The organism is Erysipelothrix rhusiopathiae, from assembly GCF_900637845.1.
Taxonomy (GTDB): Bacteria; Bacillota_I; Bacilli_A; order Erysipelotrichales; family Erysipelotrichaceae; genus Erysipelothrix; species Erysipelothrix rhusiopathiae.
The window spans coordinates 1,422,110-1,439,270 of the sequence record NZ_LR134439.1 but is presented as its reverse complement, the minus strand read 5'-3'; the positions used below and the strand labels follow the sequence as shown (position 1 = coordinate 1,439,270).

Below are 17,161 nucleotides of genomic sequence, written 5' to 3'. Positions count from 1 at the left end.
TATGGCAAACGCTTACATCAAGGGTTAGGGTCCTTAAAGAACATTCAAAAAACACTTATGAAACAAAACTTTGGTATGCTATTATTGAATTGTGAAGAAAAGGAGATTATTATGATTAAAAAACTCTATATCAAATCAAATCCAAGCGTTAAGGAAAAATGGTTAAACCTCTTAATGCAAGAAGGCATTCGAGAGGAATCTACCTTAGATGAGACTTACGGATATTATAATGAAGAAGACGAACTGATTGCGACAGCATCACGATATCAAAATGTTATCAAGTGCGTCGCGGTAGATTCGACGTATCAAGGTGGATCACTCTTTAATGAAATCATTTCTCATGTCATGAATCAAAATGTACAAGAAGGGTTCTTTAAACATTATGTTTATACAAAACCAGGGTGCAAGAAAGGTTTTGAGTATCTCGGCTTTCATGAGATTGAATCTGTAGATCATACACTTGTTTTTATGGAGAAAGCCATCACAGGTTTTGATGCTTTTATTAAAAACCTCGAATCTTTAAATCAAAACGCGCCCAACACTGCCGCAATCGTCATGAATGCCAACCCATTCACCTTGGGTCATCAATTTCTGGTAGAAAAAGCGGCTTCCGAAAGCAAATACGTCTATGTTTTTGTATTGAGTGAAGAAATGAGTGCATTTAAAGCAGCACAACGTATTGAGCTTGTACGTCTAGGTACTGCACATCTTAAAAATGTGAAGGTCCTTCCAACTGAGAATTATATGGTTTCAAGCGCTACCTTCCCTTCTTACTTTTTAAAAGAAGATGATGATGTGACCTTTGTCCAAGCACGACTTGATGCCCGTGTATTTGCGCACCACATCGCTCCAGCCCTAAACATAACCAAACGTTATGTCGGTTCTGAGCCGTTTTCAAATGCCACAAACATCTATAATGAGGCCTTGCAGGAAGAATTTAAGGGAAAACTTGATTTAGAAATTGTCGATCGTATCGGAAATGAGGAAAGTATTATTTCCGCAACCAAGGTCCGTTCACTGCTCGCTGAAGAAAACCTTGATGCCGTGCGACACTTTGTCCCAGAAACAACCTTTGCGTTTTTTATCAGTGAAGAAGGCAAACAGGTAATCGCGGCATTAAAAGGAGCTTAATGTATGAATGAAGTAACTTTAGAAGCAATGCTTGATGCCCGTGAAAAACGTGTACAAACAATCGCTGACCTCAAAAAACAATTCCCTACCCAATCAATCATCAGTTTTAAACTGAATATTCCAGGTCCTACTAAATCAACGCCCAATTATCAGTGGGCATTCAAGCAAGGAATCTTTGAATTGGATCAATTCGCGAAATGTTATGACTGTCAACTTGAAAATCATACTGGTCCTGAAGCTTATTACATCAGCGATTTAAAAGCTGAAGCGGTGAAAGAAGCCATGGTCAACCTGGAGGATACACATCCGCTTGGTCGCCTTTTCGATCTTGATGTCGAGGGCATCAATCGTAAAGATCTGGGGATTGCACCGCGTAAATGTCTTATTTGTGATGATGATGCACATGGATGCAGCCGAAGTCGCAAGCATACCCTTGATACCGTAATCGATACAATCAATACCCTCATCGAAAACGTGAAATCGTCACAATAAACACTAAAAAAACACCCCATTGTAAACTCTTTGTTATTTCAAGTTTACAATGGGGTGTTTTTATGTTAATCTTCATTCGCAAAGGAGTATACTATGAAACCAAAAACCGTTCTCGATTTACTCATTGAACACGAAGATGCATTTATCAGCGGTGAACATATCGGCGACATCCTTCATATGACACGTGCCAATGTATGGAAAGAAGTCGATAAACTTCGTAAAAAGGGCTATACCATTTCATCCGTCCGAAACCGTGGTTACAAGTTAGTTCATAACGCAAACAATTTATCCCGTGCTGCAATCCGCAGTCATTTGCAATACGAATTGATTAAAGATGTTTACTGTTATGACAGCGTTCCTTCCACAAATTCTTCGGCTAAAGCGATGATTCCTGAAACCTTTACGAATCCCTTTTTGGTGGTAACCGATCATCAAAGTGAAGGACGTGGACGCAAAGGACGTTCGTTTTATTCACCAACAAAAAACGGTATCTACATGAGTCTCGCTTTTGTACCGACGCTTTCTCTAGAAGATACCCAGCTCATTACGATTATTGCTGCTTTGGCAGTGAAAGAAGCACTATACACTTTATACCAACTCGATGTCGATATAAAATGGCTTAACGACATCTACCTTGATGGCAAGAAACTTGCAGGCATCCTTACAGAAGGTGAGATTATTTTAGAAAGCAATCAATACCGTTATCTCATTTTGGGTATTGGACTCAATGTTTTCCATGATTCAAACCTTCCTCAAGAATTGAATGAGATTTATACATCACTCGATCAACATATCCAAACGGACATTGATCGCAATAAACTCATCGCAACCATCACAGACAGTTTCTTTAACCTCTATACAGATTTTCCGCATAATCGTAAAACCATCATTCACGATTATCGCTCATCATGCTTTATCATCAATCATTACATTTATATCAATCAAGACTTCTCACAACGGTTCTACGTAAAGGATATTGATGAAAAAGGTCAACTCATTGTTTGTGATGAAGACCAAAATATCCGTACATTAAACTCAGGAGAAGTAAGTATTCAAGGAGAAAAAAAATATGAACGTTAAAGATTTAGCCCTATCATCTCTATTTTCAGTATTTATCATTATTGGATCCATGATTAAAATTCCGGTTCCATTTGTACCCTTTACACTTCAGGTCTTAGCAATTTGCTTGAGTGCACTTTTATTAACTCGAAAACAAGCGGTAATGGCAGTATTAATATATATTATAATGGGACTTATTGGTTTACCTGTTTTTGCTGGTGGCATGTCAGGCCCAAATATCGTTATGTCACCAACATTTGGTTTTATCTTAGGATTTATTCCCATGGTTTATATTATTAACACCTTATATCATAAATTACCTAAAAACCGCCGTTTCCTTGCCTTTGTAGCCGGAGAAACCATCCTTTATACACTTGCCCTTCCAATTTTGTATTTTAATCTTAAAACCTATCACGGAATTGCATTACCCATTTCAAAATTATTTATTTCATACTGTTTCATGTTTATTCCTACAGATGTGTTATCTATGACTTTGAGTGCATTTATCGCATCACGAATGCCCGAACACATTAAAAATAAAAAGGATGCTTAATCAGCATCCTTTAATCGTTGATCACGATACATTTGAATAAAAATACTTAAAGCCAGTAAATCGGCAGTACCTCCAGGACTTAAATTACGTTCGATAAATTCGTAGTTCATCTGAATAAGATGTTCATCTAAATCTTGGTAAGGACTGTGTGCACGGGACTTCCCAAATTCAAGACCTTCAATCCCCCCACGTTTAAGCATATTCGTATCATTATTTGACTGCATTAAAGCAAGCAGTGCTTTCTTTCGGGCAACTACTTTATCGTTATCAGAATCTAACATTGGTAAGGCCACTTCAAAGACATGAGGAATCCCAGCTTCTACCTCACCACGTATTCCAGTAAACCCGTAGTCACAAAACATGCGCTCTCCATGGGTCTTATAAACTATAAGTGACTTAAGCTCCGCATCAACAAGTCCTGATGTCATGGCCTGAATCCCTTCCCTTAGCGTCTTTAAATCGGGCATGTCCATGAAAGCAATAGCAGCGATAACCACACCGTATAGAAAATTAGCACCTTTATGCGTATTAACATTTTCCGTCGCATGAAACATTGCCTTCTCATTTTCGATACCAACGTTTCGTATTACCTCAAAAAGTTCCGGTAATGTTCCACGATGATTGAGTCCAGCGTCAAAGTATGCTTCAAATCCAGGAACCAACGCAAAACAACTTTCTAAAAACATATTATAATCCATATCATCGTGTGATCCCGAATCCATAGGATCTACCAATCCAGGTTTCGGATATAAACTGACTTCTAAAATTAAAGACTTTAAAGCAAGTAATACAAGATCATTTTTTTTCATATTGTAATTGTCGGTCCATTTCTAAAAGAATAAAATCCCGAGATTCTAGAAGATGTTCCGTAATTACCATCTGAACTTGTTCGACATCATTATTTTTTAAACATCTGAAAATGAGTCGGTGTTCATGGAGTGCTTTAGCACGACGACTATCCGCTTTTAATGATATATCTCGGAATCGAATGATATAATCTCGAAGTCGATTCTGAATTGTTTCTAACCGCGGCATTTCCGCAAAACGATAAATCATCGTATTAAACTCTTTCGACATTGCAATGACTTTCTCAACATCCCCCACAGCTTGTGCCGCTTCTGTCTCCGTTAATAAGGTCTCCATAGCAGCTTCCCGTTCTGGTGTCATCAGTCGCATTGCATTTGTGGTTGCGAGAATGTCTAAAGCCGTTCGGATTTGGTAAATCTCATAGACATCCTCATGAGTAAATGTAGTAACAACAATGCCATAATTTGGCACATATTGAACAATCTCTTCGTTTTGAATTCGGTGTAACGCCTCTCGTATCGGCGTTCGACTCACATTTAGTGCTTGGGCATAATGCTTTTCATTGATACGTTCTCCCATTGGAATCACACCATGGATAATTGCGGATCGCAACCCTTCATAGATGATCTGATTCAAGGGAAGATTTTGATTCAAATCAATCATACTAATGACATCACTCATATAATCTCTCATCATTACCTCCTTCTGTTAAAAATACCTATTTAAGTTCATTATATGGAGAAAGAACTCAAATGTATACATTATAAACACTTAAAAAACACTATGAAAAAATTGTGCAATTTATGTTACTTATGACCTAAAAATAGATTCATTTTCATTATACCCTAAGATTTTAGGATGAAACGTGAAAAATTAGTATACATTTCATGATTTGTGGCTCATTTTGAGAGTAAGTACATGAAATTAAAACAAAAAGACACCCTAAAATGGGTGTCTTTTACTCTAATATAAAAATAACATAACTAACTACGTTTCAAGTAATACCCTAAAGTAATAAAAATACAGCCTAAAATAATGGATTGATTGCCAATACCGGTTTCCGGTAAGATGTTCGCATCAAATTCTAACTGCTCTGCTTCCTTTCCTGAATTTGCATTGAAACCTTTATCCTCATGATTTTCAAGATTAACATGATCAAAACTAATAATAAAACCATCATGCACTGCATCATTCAGAGATGAAACATCTTTAAACGTGTACGTGACGCGATCTCCGTTTCCATTTTTAATATTCATATCAAAACTAAATATATCATCTACAATTTTCAAATATTCCAAATGATCCGGTGTTGCGCGACTTGCCATTGTGTAAAAATCTCGCAATGCATCAATCTGTTCGGTACTCAATAAGTCTTTATATTCTTCTTTAATAATTAATTGTTCTCTTTCCTCAGATTGTGCTTCATCATAGAGAAAACTTTCAAATTCTGAGATTGTTATTGGGTAACCAGAATGAATCAACACATTTTTTTCTTGTTTTTGTGTATTCGCCTTAATTCCATTGATGTAAGTATCAATCGACTCTATATAAACATCATCCGATGTAAACAATCGAATATAAGCTCGATAATAATCACTCCCAAAATAGCCATGTCCCGCATAACGAATAAGAAGATACTCTCCTTCTTTTAAGTCAAAATCGGGATAGGGATTATTCGTGTTTTCCTCTAAAGGCAGTTCAATTCGTTTTGTCTTAAATAATTCTTGAGCTGATTTAAACTCATAGATACCTTTTCTTCCATCTCGTGTACTGAATTTCATACGATATTGAAGATTTTTTTCAAAATAAAGATTCAATTCATCCAGAGCCTTCGTCACATCTTGTCGAAGGATGCTGCATTCATCCGTGTCCTCTGTAAGCGATTCAACGACCTCACATGTGTCATCAAAAGTTTGCTTTGATTGATTGTATGATGCTTTTAAGGTTTTGTATTCTTCTCGCTGACTATCATTTAGAAGCGGCATAATATCTGTTTCAGTGATAAGAGAAACGGATGTTGTATCATCATCACCGTAAGCGATAGGCAGTGATACCGTATGATCATTAACTTCCAGTTCAAATTCAGAAAGCATGAGCGTATCATTTGCATCAGTCCGTAAATTGACAACCCATTCTCCCTCTCCCTCACTGCCGCCACCTGCCATAAGCTCTACAAGCGATGTTGATGAAGCTCGTACTGTTTGTGCAGGCATCAATCCAAAAATAAGTAAAGTAAGTAGGATAACTCTAAACCTTTTTTTCATATATACCTCCTTGTATCCTATCTAAAGCCTATCATTCCTAAACATCCTTTGGGGACACTTCATCAATTATTCATTTACGACTTAAAACCAACATTAATTCTCTAATAAGAAAGATTAAAAATAACCAAATGGTACGTACAACTTCATAAAAAAAGGTGCACATGCACCTTTAAATATTAATATCCTACTTTTTCAACACCATACAGTGCCTCTTCACTACTGAACCCTTCAAATTCAAGTTGTTCGATTAAACCATCGCGTGAAAAACTTGTGTAATTAAGATAATCCTGTGCTTTTTGAGCAGCTTGTAAATTCCAATTTGTATTTGTACTGTCAGCGGCACGTGTTGAATCGTCTTCACTAAAACCTTCAAACTCAAGTTGTTCGATCAGACCCGCACGTGAAAATGCACTATAGTTTAAATATTCCCTTGCTTTTCGATTCGCATTAATTTGAGACATCGAAAGCGCTGGTTTCTCAGATTTTTTATCTTGTGCTGCTTTCTCTTTTTTTTCTTGCTCTTTCTTATCAGCCTCTTCTTGAGCTTTTTTGATTTTTTCTTCCTCAACCTTTTTAGCCTCATCATTGAGCTCTTTTTGATGCGCTGTATATTCAAGATCATCACTAAATTCAGTATATCGGAAACCCAGTTGTGTCATTGCAGTCGTAGCATACTTCTTTGAAAATACATTATAAAACTGAATATGATCGGAGACTGCATCGCCATAGAAAATGGTACTATCATCAATTAAATCCGAACGATAATATACATCTTCAAGTTTAAAATCGTGATATCGATCACTTGATGTATTAATAACCTCTTTAAGATTCACTGAAGGCATTAAATCATTTGAAAGCTCACTGAGTGATTCCCCAATAAACCGACCGATTTCAGTGGCATCTTCTGTTTCTCTAATATCGTAATCTACCGTAAAATAGACTTCAGTCACATATTCATCAACCAAGCGAGCCATAATATTTACATCATGTTTAAGGTTTAGCGTATAAATATTTTCTCCGTAAATCTGAAATGATTCTTTGGATGATTTCATGCGTTCTTTTAGATTCTGTACAACATGTTGTTCCAATTCTAGAAGTGTTATACCCAAATTTTCATGATCCACTGTTATAGCTTTAAGTGGCACGGTTTTTGTTTGGCCACACCCAACAAGCATTAATAAAATCAAAAACACAATTCCAAATTTTTTCGACTGTTTCATAATTAGTTTTCTTTCCCCTTTGTACTTTTTCTGAAACATAAATTAAAAGACACCATAAAGTGTCTTTTAATTTATGAATTCTATTTTATATCTAGTTAACGCGGTTTGCAGTTGTGCCTGTTTCTAGAATTTCAAGTACAGACGTCAAGGCAAATTCCATAATATTACGCACAGATACATCAGTATAGTGTGCAATATGTGGTGTGAATAAGATTTTCTCGTGATTCAAAACTTCTAAGAATAGTTCATCTTCGATTGTTTGATTTGAGAAGTCTTTTGGAATAAAAGGACTTTCGTTTTCATATGTATCCAATGCAGCACCAGCAAGATGTCCTTGATTAAGCGCTTCAATCAATGCTTTTGTATCTACAACTGATCCACGTGCAGCATTAATGAAGTATGCATTTGGTTTAAATTTACGGAACATTTCCGCATTAAATTGATGATGGTTATCTTTTGTTGCGGGAACATGAAGACTTACAACATCTGACATTGAAACAAGTTCTTCTACAGAATCAACATAGGTAACATATTGTTTTGCTTCTTCATTTTGATATACATCAAATGCAAGCACTTTAGCACCAAAAGCACTGAATAATTCCGCAGACTTACGACCAATATGACCTGTACCAACTACCCCTACAGTCATTTCTTTTAAAAGACCTGCACGAATTTGTGGTTGCCAACGGAAATCATGTTGACGTGTTTTTTCTTCAATCACGCGGAGTTTACGAATTAAACTTAATGCAGATGTAACACTGAATTCAGCAATTGACTCTGGTGAGTAACTTGGTACGTTTGTAATGATTAATCCATTTTCCGTAGCTAAATCAAGATCATAGTAATCAAACCCAGCACTACGTTGTGCAATTTGTTTAATACCGTAACCCTTTAAGATTGAATACATTTCCGGCTCTAATTTTGTATTTTGACTAGTAGATAATCCATCAAAACCTTCAACCATATGGATGTTGTCCATTGATAATTGACCTTCAGCCATTGTAACTTCGACATTATTACGTTTAGCCCAATCAAGTGTCAGTTCGCGCTCTTCTTCACGAACATTAAATACGATAAATTTATACATAGTTTATGCTCCTTCTGTTAGTTATTTTCCTGAATTAAATGTAAAGATTTCATTTTTATAGAGATCCATTTTTGTAAAGATTGTATGTGTAACCATTGCAATCCCTAATGGAACAACTAAGTATTGAACAAGTAAGATAATAATTCGCACAACAGGTGTTGCAGTCATAAAGCTATAAGCATTAATTGGACCTGCAAGGCCTGTAATTCCAAAACCAGCTGATGCTGTTGTACCTTGAATTTGGAAAATGTAAGCAACAACGCCTGTTACTGCCGCATTAATTGCGATAGGTAAAGACATAATTGGATTTTTTAAGTAATTAGGCATCAACATTTTCGGACCTGCAAAAAATAATGCAAATGTTGTACCTTTGTTATTAACTTTAGATGAACCGTAAGCAAGTGTAAATACAGTAGCTGCAATCCCAACGTTTGCTGCTCCTGAACCAAGACCTGCAAGAGAAATTGCATATGCAATCGCAACAGTTGATAACGGTGTAACGATGATTAACGCAAAACATACAGCAATCAGAATCATCATTAAGAGCGGTTGTAACGTTGTAAAGTTTGCAATTAATGATCCTAATAAACCTGTGATCTTACCAACATAAGGTAATGTTAATAAACCGATAAATCCAGGAATAACACCTCCAATGATTGGTGTAATAACGATTGCAAGGTTCGGAATACGGTTGTTATACCAACGAATGATTAAGATTGCGACTGCAACAGTAAGCATTGTATTGATTAAATCCCCTGTACCTTTTAATACCCATGCACCTTCAACAAGACGTGCAGCACCACTACCAATAAATGCAGCTCCAATAACAGAAGCCATTTGAAGGCCATTTAATTTAAACTCAAGAGATGAGAACATCCCAACTAATACAGGCACTGTAAACTGAATTGCGAATACAATCCCCGCTAATGTTGCAAATACTGCAAAGTGGCTTCCTAAAGCCTTAAAAATTTCTCCAAATATTGCATTTGGAATCAAACCAACAACGATCCCCATCGCTGCTCCTTGTAAAATCTTATTCATAAAATCTTTGGAATTCATTTTCTCCATAATTTCCCCTTCTAAGTTGTGAATCAACTAACAACTAGTGTAAAGTGATATTATCATGCACTAAAATGACTGTCAATTGGCTCTCCACACATTCTTAATATTATATATTTTAATCAAAATTCGTCATTTTCAAGCAGATTGACGTAAAACCCACTCTTTAGTTAATCAAATGATTATATTTTTGATGATATGGTTAGATTCTTAAGATTTTAGAGCTTCACATCATGCACCACTTGTGAATTATTTCGTTTATTGTACAACTTTTATCGTTAAATCGTTAACTTTAGAATTGCTGTGGTTATAAAAAAAACTCGTAATTGGAATACGAGTTTTAAATATATTCATGAATGCATTCTAAGAATTGGGCACCATAAAGTTCAAGTTTTTTCTTCCCAACCCCTTTTACAGCTAAGAATTGTTCTGGATTTCGAGGCATTAAGCTACACATATCAATTAAAGAGACATCTGAAAAAATAATAAAGGGTGGTACACCTCGTTTATCCGCCAACTCTTTACGAATTGACTTAAGTGCTTGAAGAAGATCTGTATCTACTTCGTGAACTGTTGTTCGTGTTTCTGGCGTCTGCTTCTCTTTAGGTAGACGAATGCTTAAATCACTGCGATTGATAAGAAATGACTTCCCTTTTTCAGTAATTTTTAAAATATTGTATTGATCGGTAAGACGCTCAATATAATCAACATCAATTAAACCTTGAATAATAATCTCAATGCGTGACTTATCATATGAATTCATGATTCCATATGTACTGAGCTCATGAAAATCTAAATCTAAGATGCGTTGTGTTTTTGCGCCTCTTAAGACATCGATTACCAGACCTGTTCCATAACGCTCATGCATCCTTAAGATACACGACATGATTTTCTGTGCTTCCATGGTTACATTGACACTTTTGTAATGGTTTAAACAATTAAAGCACTGATTACATTGAGTTGGTGCTTTCTCATCAAAATAAGTCATTAATTTATACCGAAGGCATTGAGTTGTCTTACTGTAATCGACCATTTGAGATAAGCGATCATTGGCACGTTTTTTTACAACTGCAAGGTAATCTTGATCATCATGACTTTCATCAAGTTGTTCAATAAAAAATTGATTCGTACGAATATCTTTACCATTAAAAAGCAAGATACACGTTGCCACTTGGCCATCGCGACCAGCTCGACCTGCTTCTTGATAATACCCTTCCAATTCTTTAGGCATATTATGATGGATAACAAATCGAACATTGGACTTATCTATGCCCATCCCAAAGGCATTCGTTGCGACCATAACTTGGATATTCTCTTGGATGAATGCGTCTTGATTTACAATACGTTCCGATGCATTCATACCACCATGATATCCTGCCGAAGCGATGTGATGGCTTCGAAGTAGGTTTGTAATGGTCTCAACTTCATTACGAGTTTGACAATATACAATCCCTGAATCCTTTGTATTGAGACAATAATCTAAAATATAGTCTTTTTTATCGATATCTTTCAATTCGTTTGTTTGGAAAAACAAGTTGGGTCGATCAAACGATTGAATCGTTTCGAGTGGATTAATAAGTTTAAGATTTGTTTTAATTTCTTCGCGTACTCGTTCGGTTGCGGTAGCGGTAAAGGCCGTTACAACAGGACGTGGATGAACCATCTCTATAAATTTGGGTATGTCTAAGTATTGGGGTCTAAAATCATTACCCCACTGTGAAACACAATGCGCTTCATCAACCGAAACTTGAGAAATTGTGATCCCTTGAATCAACGTTTGAAATCGTTGCGTCAACAATTGTTCAGGAGCGACGTAAATTAATTTATAGTGGTTTTGAAGAGCACGCTCATAAACAAGTCTTTTCTGATTTTCATTTAATGAGCTATTGATGTATGCCGATGGAATCCCCATCAAGTTTAAAGCATTCACTTGATCTTTCATAAGTGAAATTAAGGGTGATACAACAACAGTAATCCCCTCCAACATTACTGCCGGAACTTGATAACATAAAGACTTACCACCACCAGTTGGCATTAACGCTAATACATCCTGACCGTTTAAAATTGTATTCACGATTTCTTCTTGACCACTACGAAATGCGTCAAATCCAAAATAATCTTGTAGCACTTGAAATGTATTCATGATGCCTCCTTATTATATTGTAAGTAAAAGATCAAGGTGTTCCTTCTCAAATGCATCCAAAATTGTACGCGCATCATCAGTGGTTTTTGTATCCATAAGTGCTGTACGCAAATCATTAGCTCCCTTAAATTCTCGAATATAAATCTTGAAGAAACGATGTAGTGGTTTTGATAAGCCGGGTTCTTGTGCAGAATACAAATCATATTGATCTAAATGATAGCGGAAAAGGTCAAGGAGTTCCTTTGCACTATGCTCTTGCGGTTCTTTTTCAAATGCGAATGGATTATGAAAAATACCACGACCGATCATGACACCATCAACACCATAAAGATCTGCAAGTTCTTTCCCCATTTTATAATCCATAATATCACCATTAATTGTGATTAAGGTATCCGGAGCAATTTCATCACGAAGTTTTAAGATTTCAGGTATTAACTCCCAATGTGCGTCAACCTTACTCATTTCCGTCTTCGTTCTAAGATGTATCGATAGATTAGAAATATCTTGACGTAGCACATGAGCAATCCATGATTTATATTCTTGAACATCACGATGTCCTAAACGCGTTTTGACACTCACAGGAAGACCACCTGCTTTAGCCGATTGTATAATTTCAGCGGCAACTTCGGGACGTAAAATTAGACCCGAGCCACGACCATGTTTAAAAACGTTCGGTGCAGGACACCCCATATTGATATCAATACCTTGAAACCCCATCTCAGCCAAGCCAATACTCATATCACGAAAATAGTCAGGATTATCACCCCAAATATGAGCAACAATCGGTTGTTCATCCTCTGTGAAGAGCAATCTTCCACGAAGACTCTCTCGTCCTTTCGCATGGAAATAACTCTCGCTATTTGTAAATTCTGTGAAATATACATCGGGTTGAGCTGCTTTCGCAACAACATGGCGAAATACCACATCCGTTACATCTTCCATCGGTGCTAGTATAAAAAAGGGCTTTGGTAGTGCCTTCCAAAAATTTTGTGTCATGATTCTTCCTCGCTTAATATCTTACTCTTTTTAATAGAGCCTTTGTGACTTATTGTCCCATTTTTCGTCTTTTTTTTCAATACATATAAAGTGTATAAGTATATCATTGTGTTAAATTCATACTCAGCTTCTCTAATTTATCTGTATTACATTTTCATGATACATTTGTCAATCAACAAAGAAAAACACTCCAAAACGAAGTGTTTTTGTTTGTCGATTATAACCAGACCCCATTCTCATTAAATCGGTACCATTTCCCCTGTATTTTGTGCCGTCCTGTTATCATAGCGCCTGAATCATTAAAGTAATACCATTGCTGGTTAACTTTCTTCCATCCCGTTGCCATCATTCCTGACGGTTCAAGAAAATACCACGTATTATTAATTTTTTTCCATCCTGTAGCCATCGCTCCTGAATTTTCAAGATAGTACCACTTATGATTCACTTTTTTCCAGCCTGTTGCCATCACACCTGAGTTTTCAAGATAGTACCACTTATTGTTTATCTTTTTCCATCCCGATGCCATAGCACCCGATTCCCCAAGGTAATACCACTTATTCGATACTTTTTTCCAACCTGTTGCCATAACACCACTGTTATCTAAGTAATACCACTGATTCTTAATCTTTTTCCAACCCATAACGACTAAACCGTCTTGTTCGGTAAAGTACCACTTTTTATTGACCTTATGCCAACCTAATTTCGTCCCATCTTCTACAGTTGCATAATAAAGTTTTTGATTTACATTGAAAAATCCAGTTAGTGGAAGTCCGTCTTGATTGAAGTAGTAATTCTTCTGATTGATTTTTTTCCATGTGTTTTTAATCAAAACTTTTGGTTTTTCTGGTAATACTGATTTGACAGGTGCTACTGGTTTAACAGGTGCTACTGGTTTAACAGGTGCTACTGGTTTAACAGGTGCTACTGGTTTAACAGGTGCTACTGGTTTAACAGGTGCACCTGGTTTTGCAGGCACATCTGGTTTTATATGTACAACTGGTTTTGCAGGTTCATCCGGTTTTTTAGTTTGGTTCTTATATTCCTGGATTGCGAGTTCAATGCGTTGAAGTCGTCTATCGGATACAAAAGACACACCCGAAATATCACCTTGAGGCCATGTTTTGAATATATCTTCTGCAAGGTGTTTTTGAACGGATGCAACATTAGGATAAAGCTTTGCTAAGCTTAAAGCTTTTCGTGCTGAATACTCTAACGAAACATAGTCCATGTGTTGCATTACTTTTTGTGAAATATATGATTCAACATCTTCAACACGTTTTTGCTTTTCCAATTCCTTCAACATTGCTTCTTTTGGTATACGCATTGATTGATATTGTTTCCAAAAAGGTTTATACCCTTGATAGAATGCAGTATCGGGTAACGGTTTAAGATCGTGATCCATTGCATCAATCATGGCGTATAAACGTTCGATTTTGGTTTTCGCATTCGCTTTCGCATTACCAAGGAGTGTTTCAGGAGCTTTTAAACGTGCCTTTTCATTCGCTTCTTGTGCTCGTTTGAAAACACTTTGCAGCATGTATTCATTTTTATCGTTGTATGCAGATTCCATCTCATCATCATAGTGATTTTTCTCACTTTGAGATAAAAATTTCATTTTGAAAAGTTCTTCACGAAGTTTTAAAAACACATCCGCCATTAAAGAATTCTTCTTATCAAGTGCTTGTAATTCCTCGCGATATTTCTCTAGTTCTTCAAGTGGTGCACTTTGAATTAAACTGATATAGTTTTCTTTAACGTTACTTGGAATAAAAAAGAACTTACCACGGATTTCCTCTGTAAGCGTCTCAATCGCTTTTAAACGATTTTCTCGAACTCTACGTTCTTCAAATGGTTTTTTCAGTTCCACAATCTTGGCCGCTTGCTGTTCTACCGGAAGTTTTTTAATCTGATTAATATAACGATTAACACGTTCTTCCGTCATCCCATCAAATGAGTATAAGTAAGCTTTAAACATTACTAATGCTCGTTCTGGTGTCAATTCAGAGTAGTATTTCAAATCTTGTTCTGCTTGTTTTAGTTCTTGAGCATTAATAAGTGTTGTCTTACTCATTAAAACCGTAAAACTAATACAAGAACATATCATAAACTTTAAAAATCGTGATATGTATTTTGATTTATGTGTCATGCCTTCCATCCCCTTTGTTCTATTTTGAAATATAATGTTGTTTTTTTGATATGTTTCTGAATTAAAAATAAAATAAAATCTCGGTCATGTAAAGATATTTTTTCGTTTTGAGCTGCTTTAAGGGCTCTATTAAGATTTCTTAAGATTTGTGAGTACATTCTAACGTTAATCTATACTTTTAATGAAATGCATTGTGTTATTAATGATACCGGTATCATTTTTAACGAGAAATGCTTGACAAGGCACTTTTTCTCATGTATTTTGATAATGTAAATGAATGTTCACATGTTACTATTTAATTAGGCAGGGTGATTACAAAACGTCGTTTTTGTAATTGTCCTGTCTTTTTTTATGGAAGGAGGAAAACGTTACCGTGAACATCAACCATAAGGAGGAAACAATGAAACACTTGAAGAAACAATTCGTAATCTTAGCTTTAAGTTTTGGATTAGCATTCACAGGTTTTGGTAATAAGATTTATGCGGACGAACCCGCCGAAGTCCCTTTAAGCATTCTTTCGATTGACGCAGGTCGAAAATACTTCTCTGAAGAACAATTAATGACCATTATTGATCAAGCACATCAAAATGGCTATACTGGGGTACAAATACTTCTTGGAAATGATGGCTTACGCTTTGTTTTGGACGATATGTCCATGAATGTACAGGGGAAAACATTTGAAAGCGATGCACTTAAGAAAGCCATCACAGTTGGTAATAAGAGTTATTATAATGATCCAAATGGTGATGTTTTAACTGAAGCAGAAATGACACGCATTCTAAATCACGCGAAAGCAATCGGAATTGACATTATTCCAGTCATTAACAGCCCCGGCCACATGGACGCAATCCTTGTAGCTATGGAAGAACTTGGACTAAGCAATGTCCGTTACCAAAACAATAACAAAACTTCAGAACGTACAGTTAATATTGAAAATAAAGAAGCAATCGCTTTTGTTCAAGCATTAACTAAGAAATATGTTGACTACTTTGGAAATGCGGGTGCATCCTCAATTTTCAACTTTGGTGCTGATGAATATGCAAATGATGTATTCACATCACCTGGTTGGGGTGAACTGCAAAAAAATGGACTTTATGGAGATTTTATTGCATACTCAAATACTTTAGCTCAAATCATTAAAGATGCAGGTATGAAACCCATGAGTTTTAACGATGGTATCTACTACAATAGTAAAGATCAATTCGGAACTTTTGATAAAGATATTATTATTTCATATTGGACTTCAGGTTGGTGGGGATTTAATGTCGCGAAACCAGACTACTTTGCATCAAAAGGACATCCAATTCTTAATACAAATGATGGATGGTACTGGGTATTAGGTCGAATCGATAAAGATGGTTACAACCTTAAAGATGCTCTGAAGCGAACACAAACCAACGATTTTAACGACTTAGCTGGGGGCAGTAAAATTCCATCGATTGGAAGCATGCAAGCGATTTGGGCGGATGATCCATCACAAGATCACGGTATGAATCATATTATCGAACTCATGGATGCGTTTGCTACGCGTCATGCAGATAAATTAGTGAAACCTGCAGATTATTCAGTACTCGATCACACTCTAACAGCAATCCCTAAAAATCTTGATCTTTATTCTGATGAGTCGGTAATGAAGCTTCAAAACCTTGTTGCATCAATTGTACGTTCATACCGAATCCCTGAGCAGAATAAAGTTGATGCAATTAATTCACAACTCGAAGATGCGATTAAAAATCTTGAACTAAAGATGGCAGATTATTCAAAACTAGAGGTCCTCAAAGAACGTGTTACGAAATTAAATGCTGATGACTACGAAAACTATGAAGTTATTACTGATGCATTAGCACTTATCGAAAATAATCGTAAAATCACACATCAAAGTGACGTGGATGAGTGGACTGAAACTCTAGAAAATGCACTTAAAGCGCTCATATTCAAAAACGATGAGCCAAATGTACCAAACCCTAAAGAAGATGACACAACAATCTTAGACACCAAAACAGAAAACAAACCCACAACGATGTCTAAAACACCTACCACACAGATAACTTCGACGACACAAACTATGAAACCAAAAGAAACAACACTTCCTATTACAGGAATCCAGTACGATTTAACCAATAAAATTTTGGGTAGCCTCATGTTATTCGGTGGCGCACTTGTATTAAAAAGAAAATCCTAATTAGTTCGTTCATGAAAAAAAG

At 36.2% G+C, this 17,161-nt stretch carries 14 protein-coding genes; 5 read left to right on the top strand and 9 right to left on the bottom strand.

What is annotated here, in order from left to right:
- Positions 1-111: 111 nt before the first annotated feature.
- The 4 genes from citC (at position 112) to EL194_RS06985 (ending at position 3,235) form a co-directional block, all read left to right on the top strand.
- A complete protein-coding gene (gene citC, locus EL194_RS07000) occupies positions 112-1,131 on the top strand; it encodes a [citrate (pro-3S)-lyase] ligase (protein ID WP_034886549.1) in 1,020 nt (339 codons plus the stop codon).
- A 3-nt stretch (positions 1,132-1,134) separates the two neighbouring features.
- Complete coding sequence (citX, locus tag EL194_RS06995; protein ID WP_003773427.1) at positions 1,135-1,623, top strand: citrate lyase holo-[acyl-carrier protein] synthase; 489 nt, start codon at positions 1,135-1,137, stop codon at positions 1,621-1,623.
- 93 nt (positions 1,624-1,716) lie between these two features.
- Positions 1,717-2,703: a biotin--[acetyl-CoA-carboxylase] ligase gene (locus tag EL194_RS06990; RefSeq protein WP_003773426.1), complete on the top strand. Its 987-nt coding sequence runs from the start codon at positions 1,717-1,719 to the stop codon at positions 2,701-2,703.
- Positions 2,693-3,235 carry a biotin transporter BioY gene (locus EL194_RS06985; RefSeq protein WP_003773423.1) on the top strand — a complete coding sequence of 181 codons (543 nt, stop codon included), beginning with the start codon at positions 2,693-2,695 and terminating at the stop codon, positions 3,233-3,235. Before EL194_RS06990 ends, EL194_RS06985 begins: the two co-directional genes overlap by 11 nt.
- Here the strand turns inward: EL194_RS06985 and EL194_RS06980 are convergent.
- The 9 genes from EL194_RS06980 to EL194_RS08705 form a co-directional block, all read right to left on the bottom strand.
- Positions 3,232-4,044, bottom strand: a complete 813-nt coding sequence (locus EL194_RS06980) for a triphosphoribosyl-dephospho-CoA synthase (RefSeq protein WP_003773422.1) — start codon at positions 4,042-4,044, stop codon at positions 3,232-3,234. The genes EL194_RS06985 and EL194_RS06980 overlap by 4 nt on opposite strands.
- Positions 4,031-4,735, bottom strand: a complete 705-nt coding sequence (locus EL194_RS06975) for a GntR family transcriptional regulator (protein WP_003773421.1) — start codon at positions 4,733-4,735, stop codon at positions 4,031-4,033. The genes EL194_RS06980 and EL194_RS06975 overlap by 14 nt, the downstream gene beginning before the upstream one ends.
- Before the next feature lie 290 nt (positions 4,736-5,025).
- Positions 5,026-6,306, bottom strand: a complete 1,281-nt coding sequence (locus EL194_RS06970) for a hypothetical protein (protein ID WP_003773420.1) — start codon at positions 6,304-6,306, stop codon at positions 5,026-5,028.
- Between the two features lie 176 nt (positions 6,307-6,482).
- Complete coding sequence (locus tag EL194_RS06965) at positions 6,483-7,526, bottom strand: Ltp family lipoprotein (protein ID WP_034886545.1); 1,044 nt, start codon at positions 7,524-7,526, stop codon at positions 6,483-6,485.
- A gap of 91 nt (positions 7,527-7,617) precedes the next feature.
- On the bottom strand, positions 7,618-8,613 hold the full coding sequence (locus EL194_RS06960) for a D-2-hydroxyacid dehydrogenase (protein WP_003773418.1): 996 nt from the start codon (positions 8,611-8,613) through the stop codon (positions 7,618-7,620).
- A gap of 21 nt (positions 8,614-8,634) precedes the next feature.
- Complete coding sequence (locus tag EL194_RS06955) at positions 8,635-9,681, bottom strand: PTS transporter subunit IIC (RefSeq protein ID WP_003773416.1); 1,047 nt, start codon at positions 9,679-9,681, stop codon at positions 8,635-8,637.
- Between the two features lie 331 nt (positions 9,682-10,012).
- A complete protein-coding gene (gene recQ / locus EL194_RS06950) occupies positions 10,013-11,815 on the bottom strand; it encodes a DNA helicase RecQ (protein WP_003773415.1) in 1,803 nt (600 codons plus the stop codon).
- Positions 11,816-11,827: 12 nt separating this feature from the next.
- Positions 11,828-12,811, bottom strand: a complete 984-nt coding sequence (locus EL194_RS06945; RefSeq protein WP_003773413.1) for a tRNA dihydrouridine synthase — start codon at positions 12,809-12,811, stop codon at positions 11,828-11,830.
- A gap of 217 nt (positions 12,812-13,028) precedes the next feature.
- Positions 13,029-14,957, bottom strand: coding sequence for a surface protective antigen SpaC (locus EL194_RS08705; protein WP_003773412.1), 1,929 nt, complete (start codon positions 14,955-14,957; stop codon positions 13,029-13,031).
- A 400-nt stretch (positions 14,958-15,357) separates the two neighbouring features.
- Between EL194_RS08705 and EL194_RS06935 the strand changes: the two genes are divergently transcribed.
- Positions 15,358-17,139, top strand: coding sequence for a family 20 glycosylhydrolase (locus tag EL194_RS06935; protein ID WP_034886543.1), 1,782 nt, complete (start codon positions 15,358-15,360; stop codon positions 17,137-17,139).
- The last annotated feature ends 22 nt before the right edge of the window (positions 17,140-17,161 follow it).